Annotated in this window: 16 protein-coding genes; all 16 read left to right on the forward strand. The window is 36.0% G+C overall.

What is annotated here, in order from left to right:
* The 16 genes from cpxR (at window position 1) to KDJ85_RS15240 (ending at window position 18,522) form a co-directional block, all read left to right on the forward strand.
* Complete coding sequence (cpxR, locus tag KDJ85_RS15165; RefSeq protein ID WP_206085856.1) at window positions 1-699, forward strand: envelope stress response regulator transcription factor CpxR; 699 nt, start codon at window positions 1-3, stop codon at window positions 697-699.
* Complete coding sequence (cpxA, locus tag KDJ85_RS15170; RefSeq protein WP_047756819.1) at window positions 696-2,066, forward strand: envelope stress sensor histidine kinase CpxA; 1,371 nt, start codon at window positions 696-698, stop codon at window positions 2,064-2,066. The genes cpxR and cpxA overlap by 4 nt, the downstream gene beginning before the upstream one ends.
* Before the next feature lie 483 nt (window positions 2,067-2,549).
* The gene (locus KDJ85_RS15175; RefSeq protein ID WP_225820371.1) at window positions 2,550-3,989 is read left to right on the forward strand and encodes a capsule assembly Wzi family protein; all 1,440 of its coding nucleotides are present in this window, start codon (window positions 2,550-2,552) and stop codon (window positions 3,987-3,989) included.
* 425 nt (window positions 3,990-4,414) lie between these two features.
* Window positions 4,415-5,605, forward strand: coding sequence for a UDP-N-acetylglucosamine 4,6-dehydratase (locus KDJ85_RS15180; RefSeq protein WP_225820372.1), 1,191 nt, complete (start codon window positions 4,415-4,417; stop codon window positions 5,603-5,605).
* Between the two features lie 12 nt (window positions 5,606-5,617).
* Window positions 5,618-6,757, forward strand: a complete 1,140-nt coding sequence (locus KDJ85_RS15185) for a LegC family aminotransferase (protein ID WP_225820373.1) — start codon at window positions 5,618-5,620, stop codon at window positions 6,755-6,757.
* A complete protein-coding gene (locus tag KDJ85_RS15190) occupies window positions 6,754-7,755 on the forward strand; it encodes a GNAT family N-acetyltransferase (protein ID WP_225820374.1) in 1,002 nt (333 codons plus the stop codon). Before KDJ85_RS15185 ends, KDJ85_RS15190 begins: the two co-directional genes overlap by 4 nt.
* Window position 7,756: 1 nt before the next feature.
* Window positions 7,757-8,758 (forward strand): N-acetylneuraminate synthase, encoded by a 1,002-nt coding sequence (neuB, locus tag KDJ85_RS15195; RefSeq protein WP_225820375.1) that lies wholly within the window; start codon window positions 7,757-7,759, stop codon window positions 8,756-8,758.
* The gene (neuC, locus tag KDJ85_RS15200) at window positions 8,758-9,930 is read left to right on the forward strand and encodes a UDP-N-acetylglucosamine 2-epimerase (protein WP_225820376.1); all 1,173 of its coding nucleotides are present in this window, start codon (window positions 8,758-8,760) and stop codon (window positions 9,928-9,930) included. The genes neuB and neuC overlap by 1 nt, the downstream gene beginning before the upstream one ends.
* Window positions 9,920-10,894 (forward strand): hypothetical protein, encoded by a 975-nt coding sequence (locus KDJ85_RS15205; RefSeq protein ID WP_225820377.1) that lies wholly within the window; start codon window positions 9,920-9,922, stop codon window positions 10,892-10,894. Before neuC ends, KDJ85_RS15205 begins: the two co-directional genes overlap by 11 nt.
* Window positions 10,895-11,045: 151 nt before the next feature.
* Window positions 11,046-12,107: a nucleotidyltransferase family protein gene (locus tag KDJ85_RS15210; protein ID WP_225820378.1), complete on the forward strand. Its 1,062-nt coding sequence runs from the start codon at window positions 11,046-11,048 to the stop codon at window positions 12,105-12,107.
* Entirely contained in the window at window positions 12,104-12,802 is a 699-nt protein-coding gene (locus KDJ85_RS15215) for an acylneuraminate cytidylyltransferase family protein (RefSeq protein ID WP_225820379.1), read from the forward strand. The genes KDJ85_RS15210 and KDJ85_RS15215 overlap by 4 nt, the downstream gene beginning before the upstream one ends.
* Window positions 12,803-13,411: 609 nt before the next feature.
* On the forward strand, window positions 13,412-14,401 hold the full coding sequence (locus KDJ85_RS15220) for an NAD/NADP octopine/nopaline dehydrogenase family protein (protein WP_225820380.1): 990 nt from the start codon (window positions 13,412-13,414) through the stop codon (window positions 14,399-14,401).
* Between the two features lie 2 nt (window positions 14,402-14,403).
* Entirely contained in the window at window positions 14,404-16,212 is a 1,809-nt protein-coding gene (locus KDJ85_RS15225) for an aminotransferase class I/II-fold pyridoxal phosphate-dependent enzyme (RefSeq protein ID WP_225820381.1), read from the forward strand.
* Window positions 16,213-16,602 carry a ParB N-terminal domain-containing protein gene (locus KDJ85_RS15230; RefSeq protein WP_225820382.1) on the forward strand — a complete coding sequence of 130 codons (390 nt, stop codon included), beginning with the start codon at window positions 16,213-16,215 and terminating at the stop codon, window positions 16,600-16,602. It begins immediately after the preceding gene.
* Between the two features lie 24 nt (window positions 16,603-16,626).
* Entirely contained in the window at window positions 16,627-17,265 is a 639-nt protein-coding gene (locus tag KDJ85_RS15235) for a LicD family protein (protein ID WP_225820383.1), read from the forward strand.
* A gap of 27 nt (window positions 17,266-17,292) precedes the next feature.
* Window positions 17,293-18,522, forward strand: a complete 1,230-nt coding sequence (locus KDJ85_RS15240; RefSeq protein ID WP_225820384.1) for an oligosaccharide flippase family protein — start codon at window positions 17,293-17,295, stop codon at window positions 18,520-18,522.
* Window positions 18,523-18,540: the final 18 nt, after the last annotated feature.

Below are 18,540 nucleotides of genomic sequence, written 5' to 3' on the forward strand. Positions count from 1 at the left end.
ATGCATAAAATCCTATTAGTTGATGACGACCGTGAACTCACGTCGCTCTTAAAAGAACTGCTGGAAATGGAAGGTTTCAATGTCGTCATCGCTTATGATGGTGAACAGGCATTGCAACAGATTGACTCATCCATTGATCTGCTTTTATTGGATGTCATGATGCCGAAAAAAAATGGTATTGAGACACTCAAAGAATTGCGCCAAATTCATCAGACCCCTGTCATTATGTTAACCGCTCGTGGTAGTGAGTTAGATAAAGTACTGGGCTTAGAATTAGGTGCGGATGACTATCTACCAAAACCGTTTAATGACCGTGAGCTCGTGGCACGTATTCGTGCGTTATTGCGCCGCTCAAACTGGAGTGAACAAACACAGGACAGCAACAGCAATACCCCCGTATTGCAAGTTGATAAACTGCAACTCAACCCAGGTCGCCAAGAAGCCAGTTTCGATAATGAAATTCTGGATTTAACGGGCACCGAATTCACCTTGCTATATCTGTTAGCGCAACATTTAGGTCAAGTAGTTTCACGGGAACACCTTAGCCAAGAAGTTTTGGGTAAACGCCTAACCCCGTTTGACCGCGCTATTGATATGCATATTTCGAATTTGCGCCGTAAATTACCCGAACGTACTGATGGCCAACCTTGGTTTAAAACCTTACGTGGCCGTGGTTACTTGATGGTTTCTGCCACATGATCAACAGCTTAACCGCAAGGATTTTTGCGATTTTCTGGTTTACCCTCGCACTAGTGTTAATGCTAGTGCTGATGGTGCCCAAACTCGACTCTCGGCAAATCACCGTCCTGATGGAAAGTGAACAGCGCCAAGGGGAGATGCTTGAGCAACATATTGAAGCCGAACTCGCACAAGCTCCTATGAATGACCTACTTTGGTGGCGTCGGATTTCCAACGCCATCAAAAAATGGGCGCCGCCAGGTCAGCGGCTAATTATTGTCACCAGTGAAGGCCGCGTTATTGGTGCGATGCCCAGTGAAATGCAGGTGATCCGTAACTTTATTGGTCAATCCGATAACGCCGATCACCCCAAAAAGAAAAAATATGGCCGAGCTGAAATTCTCGGGCCGTTCTCTATTCGTGATGGCGAAGACCACTATCAACTCTATTTAGTGCGCCCAGCCAGCAGCCCACAATCTGACTTTATTAACTTATTGTTCGATAGGCCATTCTTGCTCTTAATTGCCACCATGTTAATCAGTGCCCCACTGTTATTATGGCTATCTTGGAGCTTAGCTCGACCCGCTCGAAAACTCAAAATGGCAGCTGATGATGTGGCCAAAGGGAATTTGCGGCCACATCCTGAACTGGAAGCTGGTCCTCAAGAGTTCCTCTCCGCAGGGAACAGTTTCAACCAGATGATCAGCGCGCTTGATGGCATGGTGAGTGCGCAACAGCGCTTAATTTCTGATATTTCACATGAACTGCGCACCCCTCTCACTCGCTTACAACTGGCAACCGCCCTATTACGCCGTCGCCATGGTGAAAGTAAAGAGCTGGAGCGCATCGAAACCGAAACGCATCGTTTAGATAGCATGATCAATGACTTGTTGGTGCTCTCACGTAGCCAACATAAAAATGAAATCCTGCGCGAAAATATCAAAGCCGATGAACTTTGGGGGGATATTTTAGATGATGCCAGCTTCGAAGCGGAACAGATGAACAAAACGCTCGATATCACCTCAAACCCAGGCCCTTGGCCGTTGTATTGCAACCCTTCAGCGGTGGGTAGTGCGTTTGAAAATATTGTCCGTAATGCGCTGCGTTATTCACATACCCATATTGCTGTTGATTTTAAAGAAGAAAACAACGGTATTTTGATTACTGTGGATGATGATGGCCCAGGTGTTAGCCCTGCAGACCGTGAGCATATCTTCCGCCCATTCTACCGTACTGATGAAGCGCGAGACCGCGAAACGGGTGGTACAGGGTTAGGCTTAGCCATTGTTGAAACTGCGATTACACAGCATAAAGGCTGGGTGAAAGCCGATGACAGCCCTCTGGGCGGGCTAAGGTTACAAATCTGGCTACCTGAGCACGGCCGTTAAGCCATTTCAAATATGACACCCAAAAGCCTTCTATTTAAAATAGAGGGCTTTTTTATTTCTATTCCCCAAATGGATTTATAAGTAACTAATATAGAATATTCTTATATTGAGTTCCCACGGCAATAAACCCCAAACCATTCCTGCAAATATTAATCTGTTTATTTTAAATTTAAATAATAAAACAGAATTAAACATCAACAAAATTAAAATAATAAATATATAAATCTAATGCATATCACATTGCTATATATTTTAATAAGTTACTATTTCCTATCCTGAATAGTTTAATCTGATATTCTATTTCACTTATTTTAATTGTGATGATCGCTTCCCGAGATAGCACGGGTGGCTTACCCATTAAAATTAGCATACTTATAATAAAGCAAATATCACCACACTTTATATTGGTTTAATTTTTAGAAACTTATTGATTCTTATTGACCTGTCAATATTAGGCGAACTCAACTTCAAACGGATTTATCAATGAAAAAATTCAAGCTTACCAAGCTGGCAATGCTTGCGGTATTAGGCGCAATAAGCGCACACAGTGTGGCAGGGGGATTAGTTCTACCCAATGATAACTTACGCAGTGATTTAGCATGGCTTTCAGAGCGTAACGTCATTCAAATTAGCTTATCCACTTGGCCACTCTCCCAAGAAGAAATTACCCGCTCGTTGAATAATGCAAATATTACCAATAGCGAACAAGAAGCGATTATTCAGCGCATTAAGAAAAACCTAGACCGTAAAAAGAATAGTGTTCAACTGGAAACACACTTTGCCTCTAGTCACAATTCGATGCCACAAGGCTTTGCCCAAAGCGAAAAAAGTGACATTCGTTACACTGTTTCAGGTAACTACAGCACAGACAATGTGGATTTAAACCTCACCGCTAATGGTGAGCGCGCTCTGCGTGTTGAAAACGGTTCAGACTACAACCTGAACGGTTCATACGGTGGCGTTAAAATTTGGAACCAATGGGTCACTTTCGGTGAGATCCCACAATGGTGGGGCCCTGGCCACGACGGCAGCTTAATTCGTACCGATGCCGCCCGCCCTGTCACTGGCTTTTTGCTGCAACGTGCTGACCAAAGCCCATTTGAAACCCCATGGCTGTCTTGGATTGGCTCTTGGCAATACCAGCTAACCGCGGGACAGATTAAGCAATATTCCTCACAGCCAAATACTAAGCTTATCGGCTTACGTATGACCATGAACCCAACCGACTTCTTCGAACTGGGCGGTTCTCGCGTCGTCATGTGGGGAGGCGATGGTCGCCCTAATAACTGGAATTCTTTCTGGAATGCCATGGGCGGAAGGGATAATACTGGTGATGTAAATGACGATCCGGGTAACCAACTGGCGGGTTTAGACTTTAAACTAAAACTTTACCCATTAATTGACTTACCTGTCAGCGTATACGGGCAAATGGTCGGTGAAGATGAAGCCAACCTTTTCCCATCGAAAAATGCCTTTATGGGTGGTATCGAGGGCTATCACACCCTATGGGGCCAGCCACTAAATTGGTATATTGAAGGCGCTAATACTCATACTGAGTGGGATAAAGACGGCGTGATGTATCGCCACTTTATTTACAAAAATGGTTATTACCAACAAGGTGCATCATTAGGTCACGGTATGGGCGGTGATGGTCGTATGTTGACCACCAAGGTGGAATATACCCTTGATGACGATAACCGTGTTAGCACACGCTTAATGTATGCAAAAGTGAACAAGTCCAACTTTGACGGCAACAAGTTATTCCCTAAATCTGAAACCATTAAAGGTGTCGATATGGGTTGGTGGCATAACTTTGATAACGACGTCAGCACCGATGCAAAAGTGTGGGTTTCAAAAACCGATTATGAAACACGCAATGACTTAGGTGCCGCCGTGACGGTAAACGTGCCATTTAAGTGGTAAAAGCAGTAAATCAGAGTATCTATATACCTCTATAAGAAGTTAGAGATAGTGACTATCTCTAACTTCCGTCCATATAAAAGTACAAAAAACAACCTTTTACAACTCTATTTCATTAGATCAAATCTAATATTTCGATATAAATCAAACAATTGAATATACACCCCATCATAACTCCTCATAGTCAACAATACCTATTAGTGCTAATATTATTTATTAAGAACTAATAATGTAGAGTCTGACTCATTCTCGCTCTAAAACGTTACATGCGGTGCTTAAATAAGCGTCATGCGGTAGCTTTATTCAACGCCTAATATTAGAATAACATTGTGATTATTTGGCTTTGCGCACTGCTTAACACCCATAGCATTGCTTAAAAAGAATGAAAATAGCCGTAATTATTTTAACAAATAGATGAGAGTCAATTTATGAATCAAATACTTCCATTAATTGGAAGAAATAAAGCGTTATTAATCGAAGATATAAATAATAATCACGCCGAACTTTCTCACATTGTGTCTCAATCTCGGTTTCTTGTCTTAGGTGGGGCTGGTTCAATTGGTCAGGCAGTAACGAAAGAGATATTTAAACGTAACCCTAAAAAACTTCATGTTGTTGATATTAGCGAAAACAACATGGTTGAATTAGTGAGAGATATTCGCAGCTCATTTGGTTATATCAATGGCGATTTCCAAACATTTGCTTTAGATATTGGTTCCATCGAATATGATGCTTTTATTAAGGCTGATGGTCAGTATGACTATGTGCTTAATTTATCCGCACTAAAGCATGTCCGCAGTGAAAAAGACCCATTTACCCTAATGCGCATGATTGACGTCAATATTTTTAATACCGATAAAACAATCCAACAATCAATTAATTCAGGTGTTAAAAAATACTTTTGTGTATCCACAGATAAAGCTGCTAACCCCGTAAATATGATGGGTGCATCAAAACGCATTATGGAAATGTTCTTAATGCGTCGGAGCGAAGAAATAGATATTTCAACAGCCCGCTTTGCCAATGTCGCATTTTCTGATGGCTCTCTTCTCCACGGGTTTGATCAACGATTAAGTAAGCAACAACCCATTGTCGCACCAAATGATATCAAACGTTATTTTGTGACGCCTCAAGAGTCGGGTGAGTTATGCTTAATGTCCTGTATTTTCGGAGAAAATAGAGACATCTTTTTCCCCAAACTGAGCGAAGCCCTTCACCTTATTACCTTTGCCGATATTGCAGTTAAATACCTAAAACAACGTGGCTATGAACCGCATTTATGTAAAGATGAGGACGAAGCTAGAGAACTCGCTAAAACACTACCAGCCCAAGGCAAATGGCCATGCCTCTTCACATCAAGTGACACCACTGGCGAAAAAGATTTTGAAGAGTTCTTCACGGATAAAGAAACACTCGACATGGCTCGCTTTGAGAACCTCGGTATTATTAAAAACGAAGCGGACTACCAGACAGAATTACTTAATCTGTTTGAAACAACAATTGGGCAAATGAAAGTAAATAAAGCATGGAAAAAAGAACAGATTGTTGAGCTATTTTACAAAATGCTCCCTGACTTTGCCCACCAAGAAACGGGTAAGTACCTCGATAGTAAAATGTAAGGTCACAACATAATGAAGCCACAATCACTGATAGAATTTATTCGAGACACATACAAAACTAATGATTTTATCCCCCTTCATGCCCCGACATTTACGGGTAATGAAAAAAATTATGTTGTAGAGACCATCGACAGTACATTTGTCTCTAGCGTTGGGAAATTCGTCGACGAATTCGAAAGAAAAATGGAAGCCTTTACTGGCACCCCTCGTGCAGTTGCTACCGTTAATGGAACCGCAGCATTACATACCGCACTTTATATGGCCGGTGTTCGTGCGAACGATTTAGTGATTACTCAAGCATTAACCTTTGTTGCCACTTGTAATGCACTCTATCATATGGGTGCCCAACCTATTTTTGTCGACGTATCCCCTATCAGTTTAAGCCTATGTCCTAAAGCGGTAGAACAATACCTAGAGAAACATGCTGAACTCACTGAAGATGGCTGCTTTCATAAACAAACAAAGCAAGCAATTAAAGCCGTCGTCCCAATGCATACTTTTGGTCATCCCGCTGAACTCGATGAACTACTTATCGTGTGTAAAAAATGGGGCTTACCTCTAGTAGAAGATGCAGCTGAGAGCTTAGGTTCTTTCTATAAAGGCAAACATACTGGCACACTTGGTGAATTTGCCGCACTGAGCTTTAATGGTAATAAAATTATTACCACAGGCGGCGGCGGAATGGTTCTCTGTTCCACAGAGGACGCGGGAAAACATACAAAACACGTCACCACGACAGCCAAAATTCCTCACCCATATGAATTTTTCCACGATGAACCAGGCTTTAATTATCGCCTGCCAAATTTAAACGCAGCTTTAGGTTGTGCTCAAATGGAGCATTTACCTTTATTTTTAGAACAAAAGCGCAAGTTAGCGAACCAATACCAAAACTTCTTTGCAGGTAGTGATTATCAATTTGTTGTTGAACCGTCTTATGCGCAATCCAACTATTGGTTAAATGCGGTAATTTGTGCAGATGCCAAATTACGCGATGAACTACTAGAAAAAACCAATGCAGCAGGAGTGATGACTCGCCCTATTTGGAAACTGATGCACCGTTTACCTATGTTTAAAGATGCTTTACGCGGTGACCTGCAACAATCCGAGTTTATCGAAGCGCACTTGATTAACTTGCCTAGTACTCCATTATGATGAGTTTTAGTATAGAAGACTTGCTTTCAGATAGTTACTATCAACGAGAATACAGTGCATTGTATGAAACTGGTGGTGAGTATTTTGAATTTCGATATACTGAACAACAATATTTTGTGCTGTTTAGTGCCTTGAAGAAAAAGATTGAAACTGTCGGCCAAATTGAAATTACTGAAGAACTGTATGATTTAGAAACAGCTTATGGTTATGGTGGGCCAATCACCAATTCAAATGATACTGAATTTCTAAAACGCGCCGTTTCTGCCTATCGAGAATATTGCGTTAAACACAAAATTGTTTGTGAATTCATCCGTTTTCACCCATTCAATTCACTAAGCTCATGTAAGACCTTATTTGATATGCATTTCCAAGAAAGGCAGGTGGTGATTGTCGATCTTGAAAAAACCAGTGATGAACGAAGAAGTCTGTATTCAAAAACGACTCGAAATATTATAAAAAAAGCCTCAAACAAACTGACAATTGAATACGAAAATATTCAATTACACGCTTTCATATCGCTATATTATGAAACAATGAAAAAAAATGAGGCCAGTGATTTTTTTTATTTTACTGAAAAATATTTCAATGAGTTAAACAAAATCACCAATATCAGTTTGATCGGCGTTAAATTAGAAGATCAATATGCATCAATTGGCTTTTTTATGTTCGGAAACAAACTCGCGCACTACCATTTATCTGCAAATAATCAGGATTTACACAAAGAAAATGGTAATTACCTGTTATTAGATGCTGCTTTTGAACTAGCTAAATCAAAAGGCTGCCGCTATATGATGTTAGGTGGAGGAAGAAGTGCCTCTCCCGATGATAGCTTATTTAAATTTAAGCAAAAATTTTCGCCATTAACACAGCCTTTTTATATCGCAGGTATTGATTTTTTACCCGAAAAAAGAAAATGGCTAAATAGTTTATGGCACAAACAACAAGACAACCCGCAGGTCCCCTCATTATTTCAGTTATATCGAGCGAGCTTAAAATAAAATGACAAACAATGTATTTATTATTGCTGAAGCAGGTGTCAACCATAATGGTAATTTTGAACTTGCTAAACAATTGATTGATGCTGCTGTTGATGCAGGTGTTGATGCTGTAAAGTTTCAAACGTGGAAAACCGAACTTTTAGTCACAAAAGATGCTCAAATGGCTGAGTACCAAATAGAAAATACAAAAGTCGAAGAAACACAATTTGAAATGCTAAAGCGTTTAGAGCTGAGTTACGACGATTTCATCGAACTAAAAGAATATTGTGTCGAAAAACACATCATATTTATGTCAACACCCGATGAAGAACAAAGTGCAAACTTTCTAAATAGCTTACAAGATGTTTTTAAAATTGGGTCAGGTGAATTAACAAATACACCTTTTTTGCGCCATATCGCTAATTTTGGTAAGCCCGTCATTTTATCTACAGGAATGGGGTATTTATCTGAAATCGAGCATGCTATTTTTACTTTACTCAATGCTGGGTTATCACTACAACAAATCACCGTTCTTCACGCGACAACCGATTACCCAACATCTCCGGAAGATGTTAATTTACTCGCCATGACGACGATTAAAAACGCATTTCCAGGTATCACAATCGGCTATTCCGACCATACTTTAGGTATCGAAATTCCTATTGCTGCTGTTGCACTTGGCGCTAAAGTCATCGAGAAACATTTCACTTTAGATAAAAATATGGATGGCCCAGATCATAAGGCCAGCTTAGAACCCATTGAACTATCAAATATGGTTAAAGCTATTCGTAATATTGAACACGCCCTTGGTACGGGTTGGAAAGTCCCCACAGAAACTGAAAAGCTAAACAGAGATATTGTTAGAAAAAGCATTATCGCTAAAAAAGTAATCCCTCTCGGTGCTCACATCACAGAAGATATGCTTGAAATAAAACGCCCAGGAAATGGGATTCCGCCGACAAGATGGGATGAAGTTATTGGCTCGATTGCTAAAAAAGATTACCAAATCGGGGAGCTTATCTAGTGCGTAAAATCTGTGTAGTGACTGCAACACGAGCCGAATATGGGTTATTACGATGTCTATTAGAAGATATACAAAATGATCCTCAGTTAGAATTGCAACTGATATCGACCGGCACACACTTATCCCCTGAATTTGATTTCACTCACAAACAGATTCTCGATGATGGCTTTAGCGTTAATAAAAAAATTGAGATCTTATTATCATCAGACTCAGCAGTTGGTGTTAGCAAAAGTATGGGGCTTGCACTCATTAGTTTTGCAGAAGCCTTTGACGAGCTAAAGCCTGATATTGTTGTCGTGCTAGGTGATAGATATGAATTAATTCCAATTGTCTCCGCAGCAAATATAGCTAAAATTCCTGTCGCTCATCTAAGTGGTGGCGAAATAACCGAAGGTGCGATAGATGAATTAGTTCGCCACTCGATTACAAAGCTATCTCAGTTACATTTCACTGCGATGGAAGAATACACACATCGAGTCATACAGATGGGGGAACAACCCGAACGCGTCTTTACGGTTGGTGAAATAGGTTTAGATAACTTATTACGCATGAAATTAATGTCGCAAGTAGAGTTTGAGTCATCTATTAACTGCAAATTACTAGAGAAAAATATTCTTTTTACTTACCACCCAGAAACAACGCAAGATATCGCCGAAACAAAAAGAGATTTTACTGAAATCTTAAACGGGTTAAGTCAGTTAGATAAAACGCTCATTATTTTTACAAAAGCCAATGCTGATGTAGGGGGAAGGCTAATCAATAAAATGATTGATGAGTTTGTGGCTGAACACCCCAATAATGCCATTGCATTCACCTCATTAGGGCAGTTGAGATACTTATCAGCACTACAATATGTCGATGCTGTTGTTGGTAATTCATCAAGTGGCATCGTTGAAGCTCCTTCATTTAAATTAGCAACAATTAATATAGGTAACCGCCAAAGAGGTAGAGTCAGGGCACAAAGCGTCATTGATGTAAGGCCAGATACCGAACAGCTCCTCTTCGCTATAAATAAAGCCTATTCCCCCGAGTTTCACGCTATGTTGAACAATATTTGTAATCCTTACGGACAAGGTAATAGTGCTAAACAAGTCGTAGAAATACTAAAACAAATTGACTTAAAATCACTAAAGACGAAACCATTTTATGACATCCCCTTTTGTGAAAAATAAACCTATTGGTGGTGAACAAGAATTCCTTAATGATGGCTACTTTTATGGCGTAACCAATAGTGGCCGTTCATCATTGCGTTGGATAATAGAATCTATGCAATTGCAAGGAAAAAGGGTGCTTGTTCCTGATTTTATTTGCCAAGTAGTGATTGATATTCTGAGAGAGTACAACATAGAAGCCGTCTTCTATAAAATAAACGATAATTTTGAGTTCACTGAGCCTCCTATATCAAGGCCTATCGATGCCATTTATATTATTAGATATTTTGGGCATGACTCCGCCTCATTCCAGTCCATTCTCACGAATTCAACATTGCCCATCATTATTGACGATGTATTTGGCACAGAAGTTCCACAAATCAAATCTGCTACTAAATGGTGCTATTTTAATAGCTTACGAAAAATATCTGCGGTTTCAGCGTTTAGTCAAACGGTATCAAATAACCCTTTACTTGATATACCAAAAGGCACGTTGCCTGCATTTTCAGATTTAAAATATCAAGCAAAAGAAGCCAAAGCCAAATTTATTCATTCATGGGAAGGTAATGAACGCCAATACCTGACAACCTTTTCAGACGCAGAGAACTTATTAGATAATTCAGTAGGTATATTTAGTGCTGATGATAAAAGTATTTATTTGGCCAATCAGTTCTATCGAAATTTAGCTCATACAAAAACCATTCATAAAAAGAACCTAGCGGCTGCTAAAGGCAGCTTAAGTCAGCATCAATTTGTTGATATCACACCTGAATACCCAACCTTTTTACCTCTAAGATTAAAAAATCGGGACAAAGTCCGATTAGCCTTGATGGAGCACGCTATTTACTTAGCTGTTCACTGGCCTGAAATAAAAGAAACGTCAAATGAGGTTTCGCCAAAAATACTTTCTTTACCTTTAGATGCCCGTTATACCCCTGAAGATATTCAACACTTTTGTAAGTTAATACAGAAATTTGATCAATAACCGATAATAAATATCTGATGAATAAAAGTAGTTAAACATAAAAATAGAATATATAGAAATTAAAGCAAAGTTAATCAATAAGTTATTTGGTATTTATACTATCTAAGATGACTGCACTATCACAGCTAACGATATGTTTATGGTGAAAAGAATGAGTTCTAAATGGAAAAATATTTTACTCCCCTCTTCTGCAACAATTTTAGATGCACTCGAGGTTATTAATAGAGAAGGTCTACGTATCGCTTTGGTAGCCGATGAAAATCATGGCTTAATCGGAGTAGTCGCTGATGGTGATATTCGAAGGGGTCTACTAAGTAACCTTGCCCTCACCGATTGCGTTACAAAGGTCATGAACACTAACCCGATAACAGCTGAAATCGACGCATCGAAAGAGGAATTGGCAGAATTAATGAGAACGAAGGAAATTCTTTCAATTCCTTTACTTCAAAACGGAAAAATCGTTGGTTTAGAAATATTGCAAAATGCATTAAGTAAACCTAAATATCAAAACCCCGTTTTTATCATGGCGGGTGGATTTGGGACTCGATTAAAACCACTCACCAATTCGTGCCCTAAACCAATGTTAAAAATTGGTAATAAGCCAATGTTAGAAACAATCATTCGTCATTTTATCAAAGCGGGCTTTTCTAATTTTTATATTTCAACACATTATATGCCTGAAGTGATTCAAAATTATTTTGGTGATGGTGAAAAGTTAGGTATAAAAATTCAATATGTTTATGAAGATAAACCATTAGGTACTGGTGGAGCACTTGGCCTATTACCTGAAAATCTCCCACAAGATCTCCCGTTAATTATGATTAATGGTGATATATTGACGACAATTGATTATCATAAACTCTTGAAATTTCATAACGATAACCAAGCTGATGCCACTATGTGTGTGCGGGAGTATTCATACCAGATACCCTATGGTGTGGTGAATAGTGAAGGGCACAAAATTACATCAATGGTAGAAAAACCAAACTATCAATACCATGTAAATGCTGGCATTTATGTGGTATCCCCACAAGTGATTAAATCGGTAGTAAAAAACAATTATATCGACATGCCAACATTATTGAGCCAACATATTGAAAATAAGAAAAAAATTCTTATGTATCCAATTTATGAATACTGGCTAGATATTGGTCGTTTAGATGATTTCAATAAAGCGCAAATTGATATCTATAATTTGGGTATAGGATCATGATAAATAATAAAAGAGTAATGGCTTTCATTCCTGCCAGAGGGGGAAGCAAGCGCCTACCCCATAAAAATATTTTACCTTTAGCAGGGCAACCTTTAATTTCATGGTCAATTGAAGCGGCTCAAAAGAGCCAATATGTTGATGACATCTTTGTCAGCACAGATGACCCTGAAATTGCAAAAGTCAGCGCTGACTACAATGTAGACATCCCCGAATTAAGACCCACATATTTAGCTACCGATGAAGCCTCAACAGATAGTGTGTTGACTTATACCTTAGATAAATTCGGTAAAGATGTTGATATCATTGTATTATTACAACCAACATCACCATTAAGAAATGCACAACATATTGATAAAGCGTTAGAAATGTTCATCGAGAAAAATGCTTTTTCTGTCGTTTCCGTAACGCCTTGTGACCACTCCCCATTGTGGGCCAACACACTGCCAATGAACAATTCAATGGGTGATTTTATTCGCCCTGACGCACTCAAGCGCTCACAAGACCTAAGCACATACTACCGCATCAATGGCGCAATCTATATTTTTGATGCAAAAAAGCTAATTGAGTATGGCGAAATTCGCTATACCAATGAATCATATGCTTTTGTTATGGAGCAAATACATTCGGTCGATATCGACCAATCTCTTGACTTCAGCTTTGCAGAGTTACTCATCAAAGAGAACAAGCATCTTTAGGGTAGCTGCCATCGCAGACGATACTCAATGGAATAAAAAAGAGATTATGTGTAAGCATAATCTCTTTTTTTGCCAATTTGTTTCTATTTTGCTGCAAAACATATCTGGCTAAAAAATAAACGTAAAAATTGCGTAAATTAATATTATCAATCACGTATATTATTAATCGATTTCAACGCTAAATTCGCGTAAAAAAAGGTGTATTTTATTTTTGAGTCATACATACCCACATTAAATCTAATGATATAAAAGACTTAACTTAAGCAAAATATTTAATCACGGCACACGCGTATAATAAGAATTATAACCTGATAATTTAAAATAACTTATTCATTTAATACTCCTATTAGGACTATTCTCTAAGACAATTGCAGTGATAGTCACTACCTAGGTTTGGTGGTATTATTAAGCGCTTTTGCTTGACCCGATTCGCCATGAGGCATACCCTTTGGGCGGCAAAAAACAATAAGCCATGCTTATCAATTGAACGCGATAGCAAAAAATGTAACGTTTTCAATTAATAAGTATGCATTTACAATTTCAATGGTGCTCTGGGACCCGACAACCCAGTGCGGTAGCTATGGGTTGTTAACAATAATTGAACCTAAAATGAAAAAAGAAAATATACTCATTATTGGTGGCGGTAATGTTGGTCATTCACTAGCATATTGTTTATCTGATAAAGCTAATATAAGCCTGCTTGTTCGCGATAAAAAGGAATGGCATACAACGTTAAAATTCAATTTAAACGAATCTCATTCATTTAATATCTTGACTTGGGATGAAAAAATAGAAATAAATCCAAGTATAATCTTCTTAACATTACCATTATTATATAGAGAAGATGCATTAAATAAGTTACTAAAATTACGAATTCAAAGTAGTACTATAATAGCTATTCCTGGCTATGGTGATTTTGAAGGGTTAATCTCCAGTATTAGTGGTTATGAGAAATTTAACTACGGCTCACTTCAGAGAGTCCCATATATTTGTAGAATCAAAAGATATGGAAAAGAAATTGAAATAACTGGTTATAAAGAGAGTTTATATTTGTATATTAAAGATAAAAATAATGGACTATTAGAAAAATTATCTTATCTTTTTGGTACACCTACATACTATTTAGAGTCCCATTTACAAAATACTCTATCAAACTCTAACCCTCTTCTTCACACATCAAGACTATACTCAATCTTTGAACATGGATTAGAAAAGAAAGAAAAGATATTATTTTATGAAGAATGGGATGACCAATCGTCACACCTATTAATCAACATGGATAAAGAACTCAAGGAAATTTATAAAGCTAATAATATAGATAATTTACATACAGATATTTTAAGCCATTATGGTGTAAGCACAGCAATAGAGTTAACAAATAAAATCAAAAGTATTAATGCATTTAAGAAAATAGAAACACCAATGATTGAAAAAAATAAAAATCTCTATATTGCTGACCTACAATCAAGATATTTTACTGAAGATTTTGGAATTGGACTAAAGTGCATAGATAATATTGCTATTGAATCTGGTCTAAAATTAAAATTTATACCTACTGTTTTAGGTTGGTATAATTCAATTATGAAAAAAGAGGCATAATTATGCAAGTTGTCATACCTGCTGCAGGAATGGGAAATAGACTCGGAAAATACACCAGTGATAAAACAAAATGTATGGTCGAGGTCCATGGTATTACACTAATTGAACGTTGTTTATCAACTCTTTCTAAATATGATGTTTCAAGAATTATACTAATAGTTGGATATCACAAGGACAAATTAAAAAAACTTTTAGGTGATAATTATAACGGCATAGAGATAGTATACATCGATAATGATATATATGATAAGACAAATAATATATACTCAATATATCTAGCTAAAGATGAATTAATAAAAGATGATACCATTCTATTAGAAAGCGACCTAATTTTTGAAGAAAAAATCATAGAAAACCTAGTGTCAAATCAATTTCCAAATATAGCAGTAGTTGATAAATACCAACCATGGATGGATGGTACAGTAGTTGAAATTAATAATCATTTTGATATTGTCAACTTTGTTCCGAAAAAAGACTTTGAATTTAGTAAAAGTGATTCATATTATAAAACAGTCAATATTTATAAATTCTCTAAAAATTTTCTGAAGAATACATACGTTCCTTTTTTAGAGGCATATTCAAAAGCATTAGGTCAAAACGAGTACTATGAACAGGTATTACGTGTTATTACTCTACTAGAAACCCAAGAGCTTAAAGCGTTACCATTACAAGGTGAAAAATGGTATGAAATAGATGATGCTCAAGACCTTGATAATGCAAATGTTATTTTTGCCTCAAAAGACGAAAAATTAAACCTTCTAACTCGCCGTTATGGTGGTTATTGGCGTTATAGTGATATTATTGATTTTTGCTATCTAGTAAATCCTTATTTCCCTAACAAAACATTTATGGGGGAGATGAAAAATTCATTTGATACGTTAGTAAGAGAGTACCCATCAGGAGCTAACGTACAATCACTTCTCGCTGCTAAAATGTTTAAATGCCACCCTGAGCAGATCGCTGTAGGTAATGGAGCAGCAGAACTAATTGATATATTAGCCCAATATAAAAATGAGAAACTAGGTTTGTTTATTCCAACGTTTGAGGAATATTCATCAAGATTTAAATCTGTAACACTTAAAAAGCTTAATAAACAAAATTTCTCCTATGATAAAAACGACATTATTAATTTAGCTCAAGAAAATGATGGGGTTATCCTTATTAATCCTGATAACCCATCTGGAAATTTTATTCCATATCAAGATTTGTTAGAGCTAATTGATTGGTTTAAAGTAAATAAAAAAACATTTATTGTAGATGAAAGCTTTGTGGATTTCGCTGAGAATGGCTTAGACTCGACACTGATGAAAGAAGAAATTCTTAATCTATACTCGGGATTAATTGTCATAAAAAGTATCAGTAAAAGTTATGGAGTTCCTGGAATTCGTTTAGGTGTTATAGCAAGCTCAAACATTGAATTAATTTCATTAATTAAAAAAGCAATTCCAGTATGGAATATAAATTCTTTAGGTGAGTTTTTCTTTCAAATTATTGGGAAATATGAAAAGACATATGCCAGCGCTTGTAGTCAGATAATTACTGAAAGAAACTCACTGTTTAATGCATTATCAAAAAATAAATTACTATCTCCTATTAAATCTCAAGCCAACTATATTCTATGTAACGTTAATCTGATTCAATCTAAAGAACTTATTGAAATACTTTGTAATGAATACAATATCTTAGCAAAAGATTGTTCAGAGAAAAAAGGGTTCGATGGCCAGTCATATGTAAGGCTTGCGGTTAGAGATAGCATTGATAATCAATATTTGATCGATAGTTTACTTGAAATAGAGTCTAAGGTTGCATAAGTGTACCGTCTAGAATTAGTTAACATTGAAAAAATTCAGATTACTGAAGAGCATATACCAGATCGTGTTGAATGGCTTGTAGAAAAAATAAAAACTGAGGCACTCTGGAGAGTGCCTTTACTTCTAGAAGAAAATTCATACGCTATTATGGATGGACACCATCGATTTGAAGTTGCAAAACTTTTGGGCTTAAAACGAATACCTTCTGTTATCCTAAGCTATGATTCTCCCTTAGTTAAGGTTGTATCTTGGCGTGATGATTTTGAAATTAACAAGAAAATAGTACAAGATTATATAAAACAGAAAAAAGTCTTTCCTCATAAAACCACCAAACACATCATTGAACCTTATCCTGATGAAATATCAATTCCTATATCATTTCTATACTAAAACTCGATCCTTAAAGGTAGACAAGTGATTATCCAATATTTAAAAAAAATAAAAAGAAGCTTGTATTTTTACAAAAGAGCAAGAGTATTAAATAAACAAAAAAAACAGATGTTAGATAAAATTCATTTTTTTTTCAATGAAAAAAAACTAACTTACTGGCTAGAATATGGAACATTATTAGGGGCTGTAAGAAATAATAAGATTATTCCATACGATTATGATGTCGACTTAAGCCTCCTTCAATCTGAGTGGGATATTGAAATACGAAATGAATTAAGAAAATTAGGCTTCCAATTTATTAGAGAAATAGCTGTCAATAAAGTTATTTACGAAGAGTCATATAATTATAATGGAATAACAATTGATTTATTTTATTGCTCTATAGAGGATAACATAGTAAACACACCTGTATTTCGACCTTTTAAAAATATGACTTGGGATGAGTCTTTAGTACAAAAAGGGGGATTTGAACTTTATTTATTTAAAAACCCATATAATGGTGTACACGAAATACTATTTGAAAACAAACAGTGGTATATACCTAAAAATGCTAACCTACACCTTATAAGTTATTACGGTAATAATTATATGATTCCAGAAAAAAACTGGAAGGGTGAGAATGCTGCTATTGCAATGGGCTTCGTTGGTAAAGTTAATTATTAATTATAATAATAGATATTGAAAATTATAATGTTCAATAAAAAAATCGTTAGTAGTTTTTCTTATTTATCTTTAATCCAAATAATTACCTTATTAGTTCCATTCATATACTATCCATATTTAATTAGAAAATACAATATTACTGATTATGGATTAGTCATCTTTATTCAAAGTATTATTATGCTTTTAGCTATTATAGTTGATTTTGGATTTAATATTTCAGGGACTCGTAGCGCATCAGAGAATCGAGATAAAAAAACAAGATTAAATATCATATATAGTAGTATTACGTATATAAAAATCATTTTATTCTTTATTTGCTTAATTATCTATCAGATATTTATCTTACTTAATGATAAACTAAGTGAACATTATTTATTATCCAATTTCTTATTTTTAATTGTTTTAGGAGAAGCACTATTTTCCCAGTGGTTATATTTAGGGTTAGAAAAAATAAAATTTGCTGCAATTATAAATTTATTTTCTAGGATTATGCTTCTTATCATAATTTTAATTGGAACAAATACAAATCTCGGATTTTTTTCATTTCCTTTAGCTTTAGTTCTATCATCTCTATTTAATGGTTTTATTTCTATTTATTTTGTAAGAACTAAACTTAAAGTTAAATTTGTCAAAGTATCATTCAATAGAATGAAACGAGATCTTGTAGATTCATATTCTTTTTTACTTTCGAGATCCGTGGGTGTTATTATATTAAAATTAAACACTTATCTCATTGGTAATTATATAGGATTAGCACAAGTTGCCTATTATGATTTAGCAGAAAAACTTATTAACTTAGCATTGATGCCTTTGAATATTTTAAATCAAATTCTATACCCGCATATAGCAAGGACTAAAAATTTTCATTTAACATTTAAAGTTATTTTTATCCTCCTCGCTATATATATAGCTATATATCCAATGGTTTTTTTGTTAGGTGAAGACATTATAATTTTATTCGCTGGTAGTGATATGCGTGAGACATTCCCATATTTACTGATTCTTTATATCATTCCCATTGCCAATATAGTTACCTATTTTTCTGGAAACTGTGCTTTAATTTTAATTAATAAAAAGAGAGCATTTAATAATAGTATTTATTTCTCAGCCTTATTCTATTTATTAGCAATACTGTCTTTATTACTTATGGAAAACTTTAACATTATAACACTTTGCTGGGCTCTAGTGTTAAATTCAGTGGTTACCTGCTTATATAGAGCAATTTCATGTTTTAAAAATAGAGAACTATTTATTTAAATAATCAATTTAGAATGG

The organism is Providencia vermicola (genome assembly GCF_020381325.1).
GTDB classification, from domain to species: Bacteria; Pseudomonadota; Gammaproteobacteria; order Enterobacterales; family Enterobacteriaceae; genus Providencia; species Providencia vermicola.

Bases quoted from the DNA above. Each gene is read 5' to 3' on its own strand.
- cpxR (WP_206085856.1), top strand. From the start codon at position 1: ATGCATAAAATCCTATTAGTTGATGACGACCGTGAACTCACGTCGCTC.
- cpxA (WP_047756819.1), top strand. From the start codon at position 696: ATGATCAACAGCTTAACCGCAAGGATTTTTGCGATTTTCTGGTTTACC.
- KDJ85_RS15175 (WP_225820371.1), top strand. From the start codon at position 2,550: ATGAAAAAATTCAAGCTTACCAAGCTGGCAATGCTTGCGGTATTAGGC.
- KDJ85_RS15180 (WP_225820372.1), top strand. From the start codon at position 4,415: ATGAATCAAATACTTCCATTAATTGGAAGAAATAAAGCGTTATTAATC.
- KDJ85_RS15185 (WP_225820373.1), top strand. From the start codon at position 5,618: ATGAAGCCACAATCACTGATAGAATTTATTCGAGACACATACAAAACT.
- KDJ85_RS15190 (WP_225820374.1), top strand. From the start codon at position 6,754: ATGATGAGTTTTAGTATAGAAGACTTGCTTTCAGATAGTTACTATCAA.
- neuB (WP_225820375.1), top strand. From the start codon at position 7,757: ATGACAAACAATGTATTTATTATTGCTGAAGCAGGTGTCAACCATAAT.
- KDJ85_RS15210 (WP_225820378.1), top strand. From the start codon at position 11,046: ATGAGTTCTAAATGGAAAAATATTTTACTCCCCTCTTCTGCAACAATT.
- KDJ85_RS15215 (WP_225820379.1), top strand. From the start codon at position 12,104: ATGATAAATAATAAAAGAGTAATGGCTTTCATTCCTGCCAGAGGGGGA.
- KDJ85_RS15220 (WP_225820380.1), top strand. From the start codon at position 13,412: ATGAAAAAAGAAAATATACTCATTATTGGTGGCGGTAATGTTGGTCAT.
- KDJ85_RS15225 (WP_225820381.1), top strand. From the start codon at position 14,404: ATGCAAGTTGTCATACCTGCTGCAGGAATGGGAAATAGACTCGGAAAA.
- KDJ85_RS15240 (WP_225820384.1), top strand. From the start codon at position 17,293: ATGTTCAATAAAAAAATCGTTAGTAGTTTTTCTTATTTATCTTTAATC.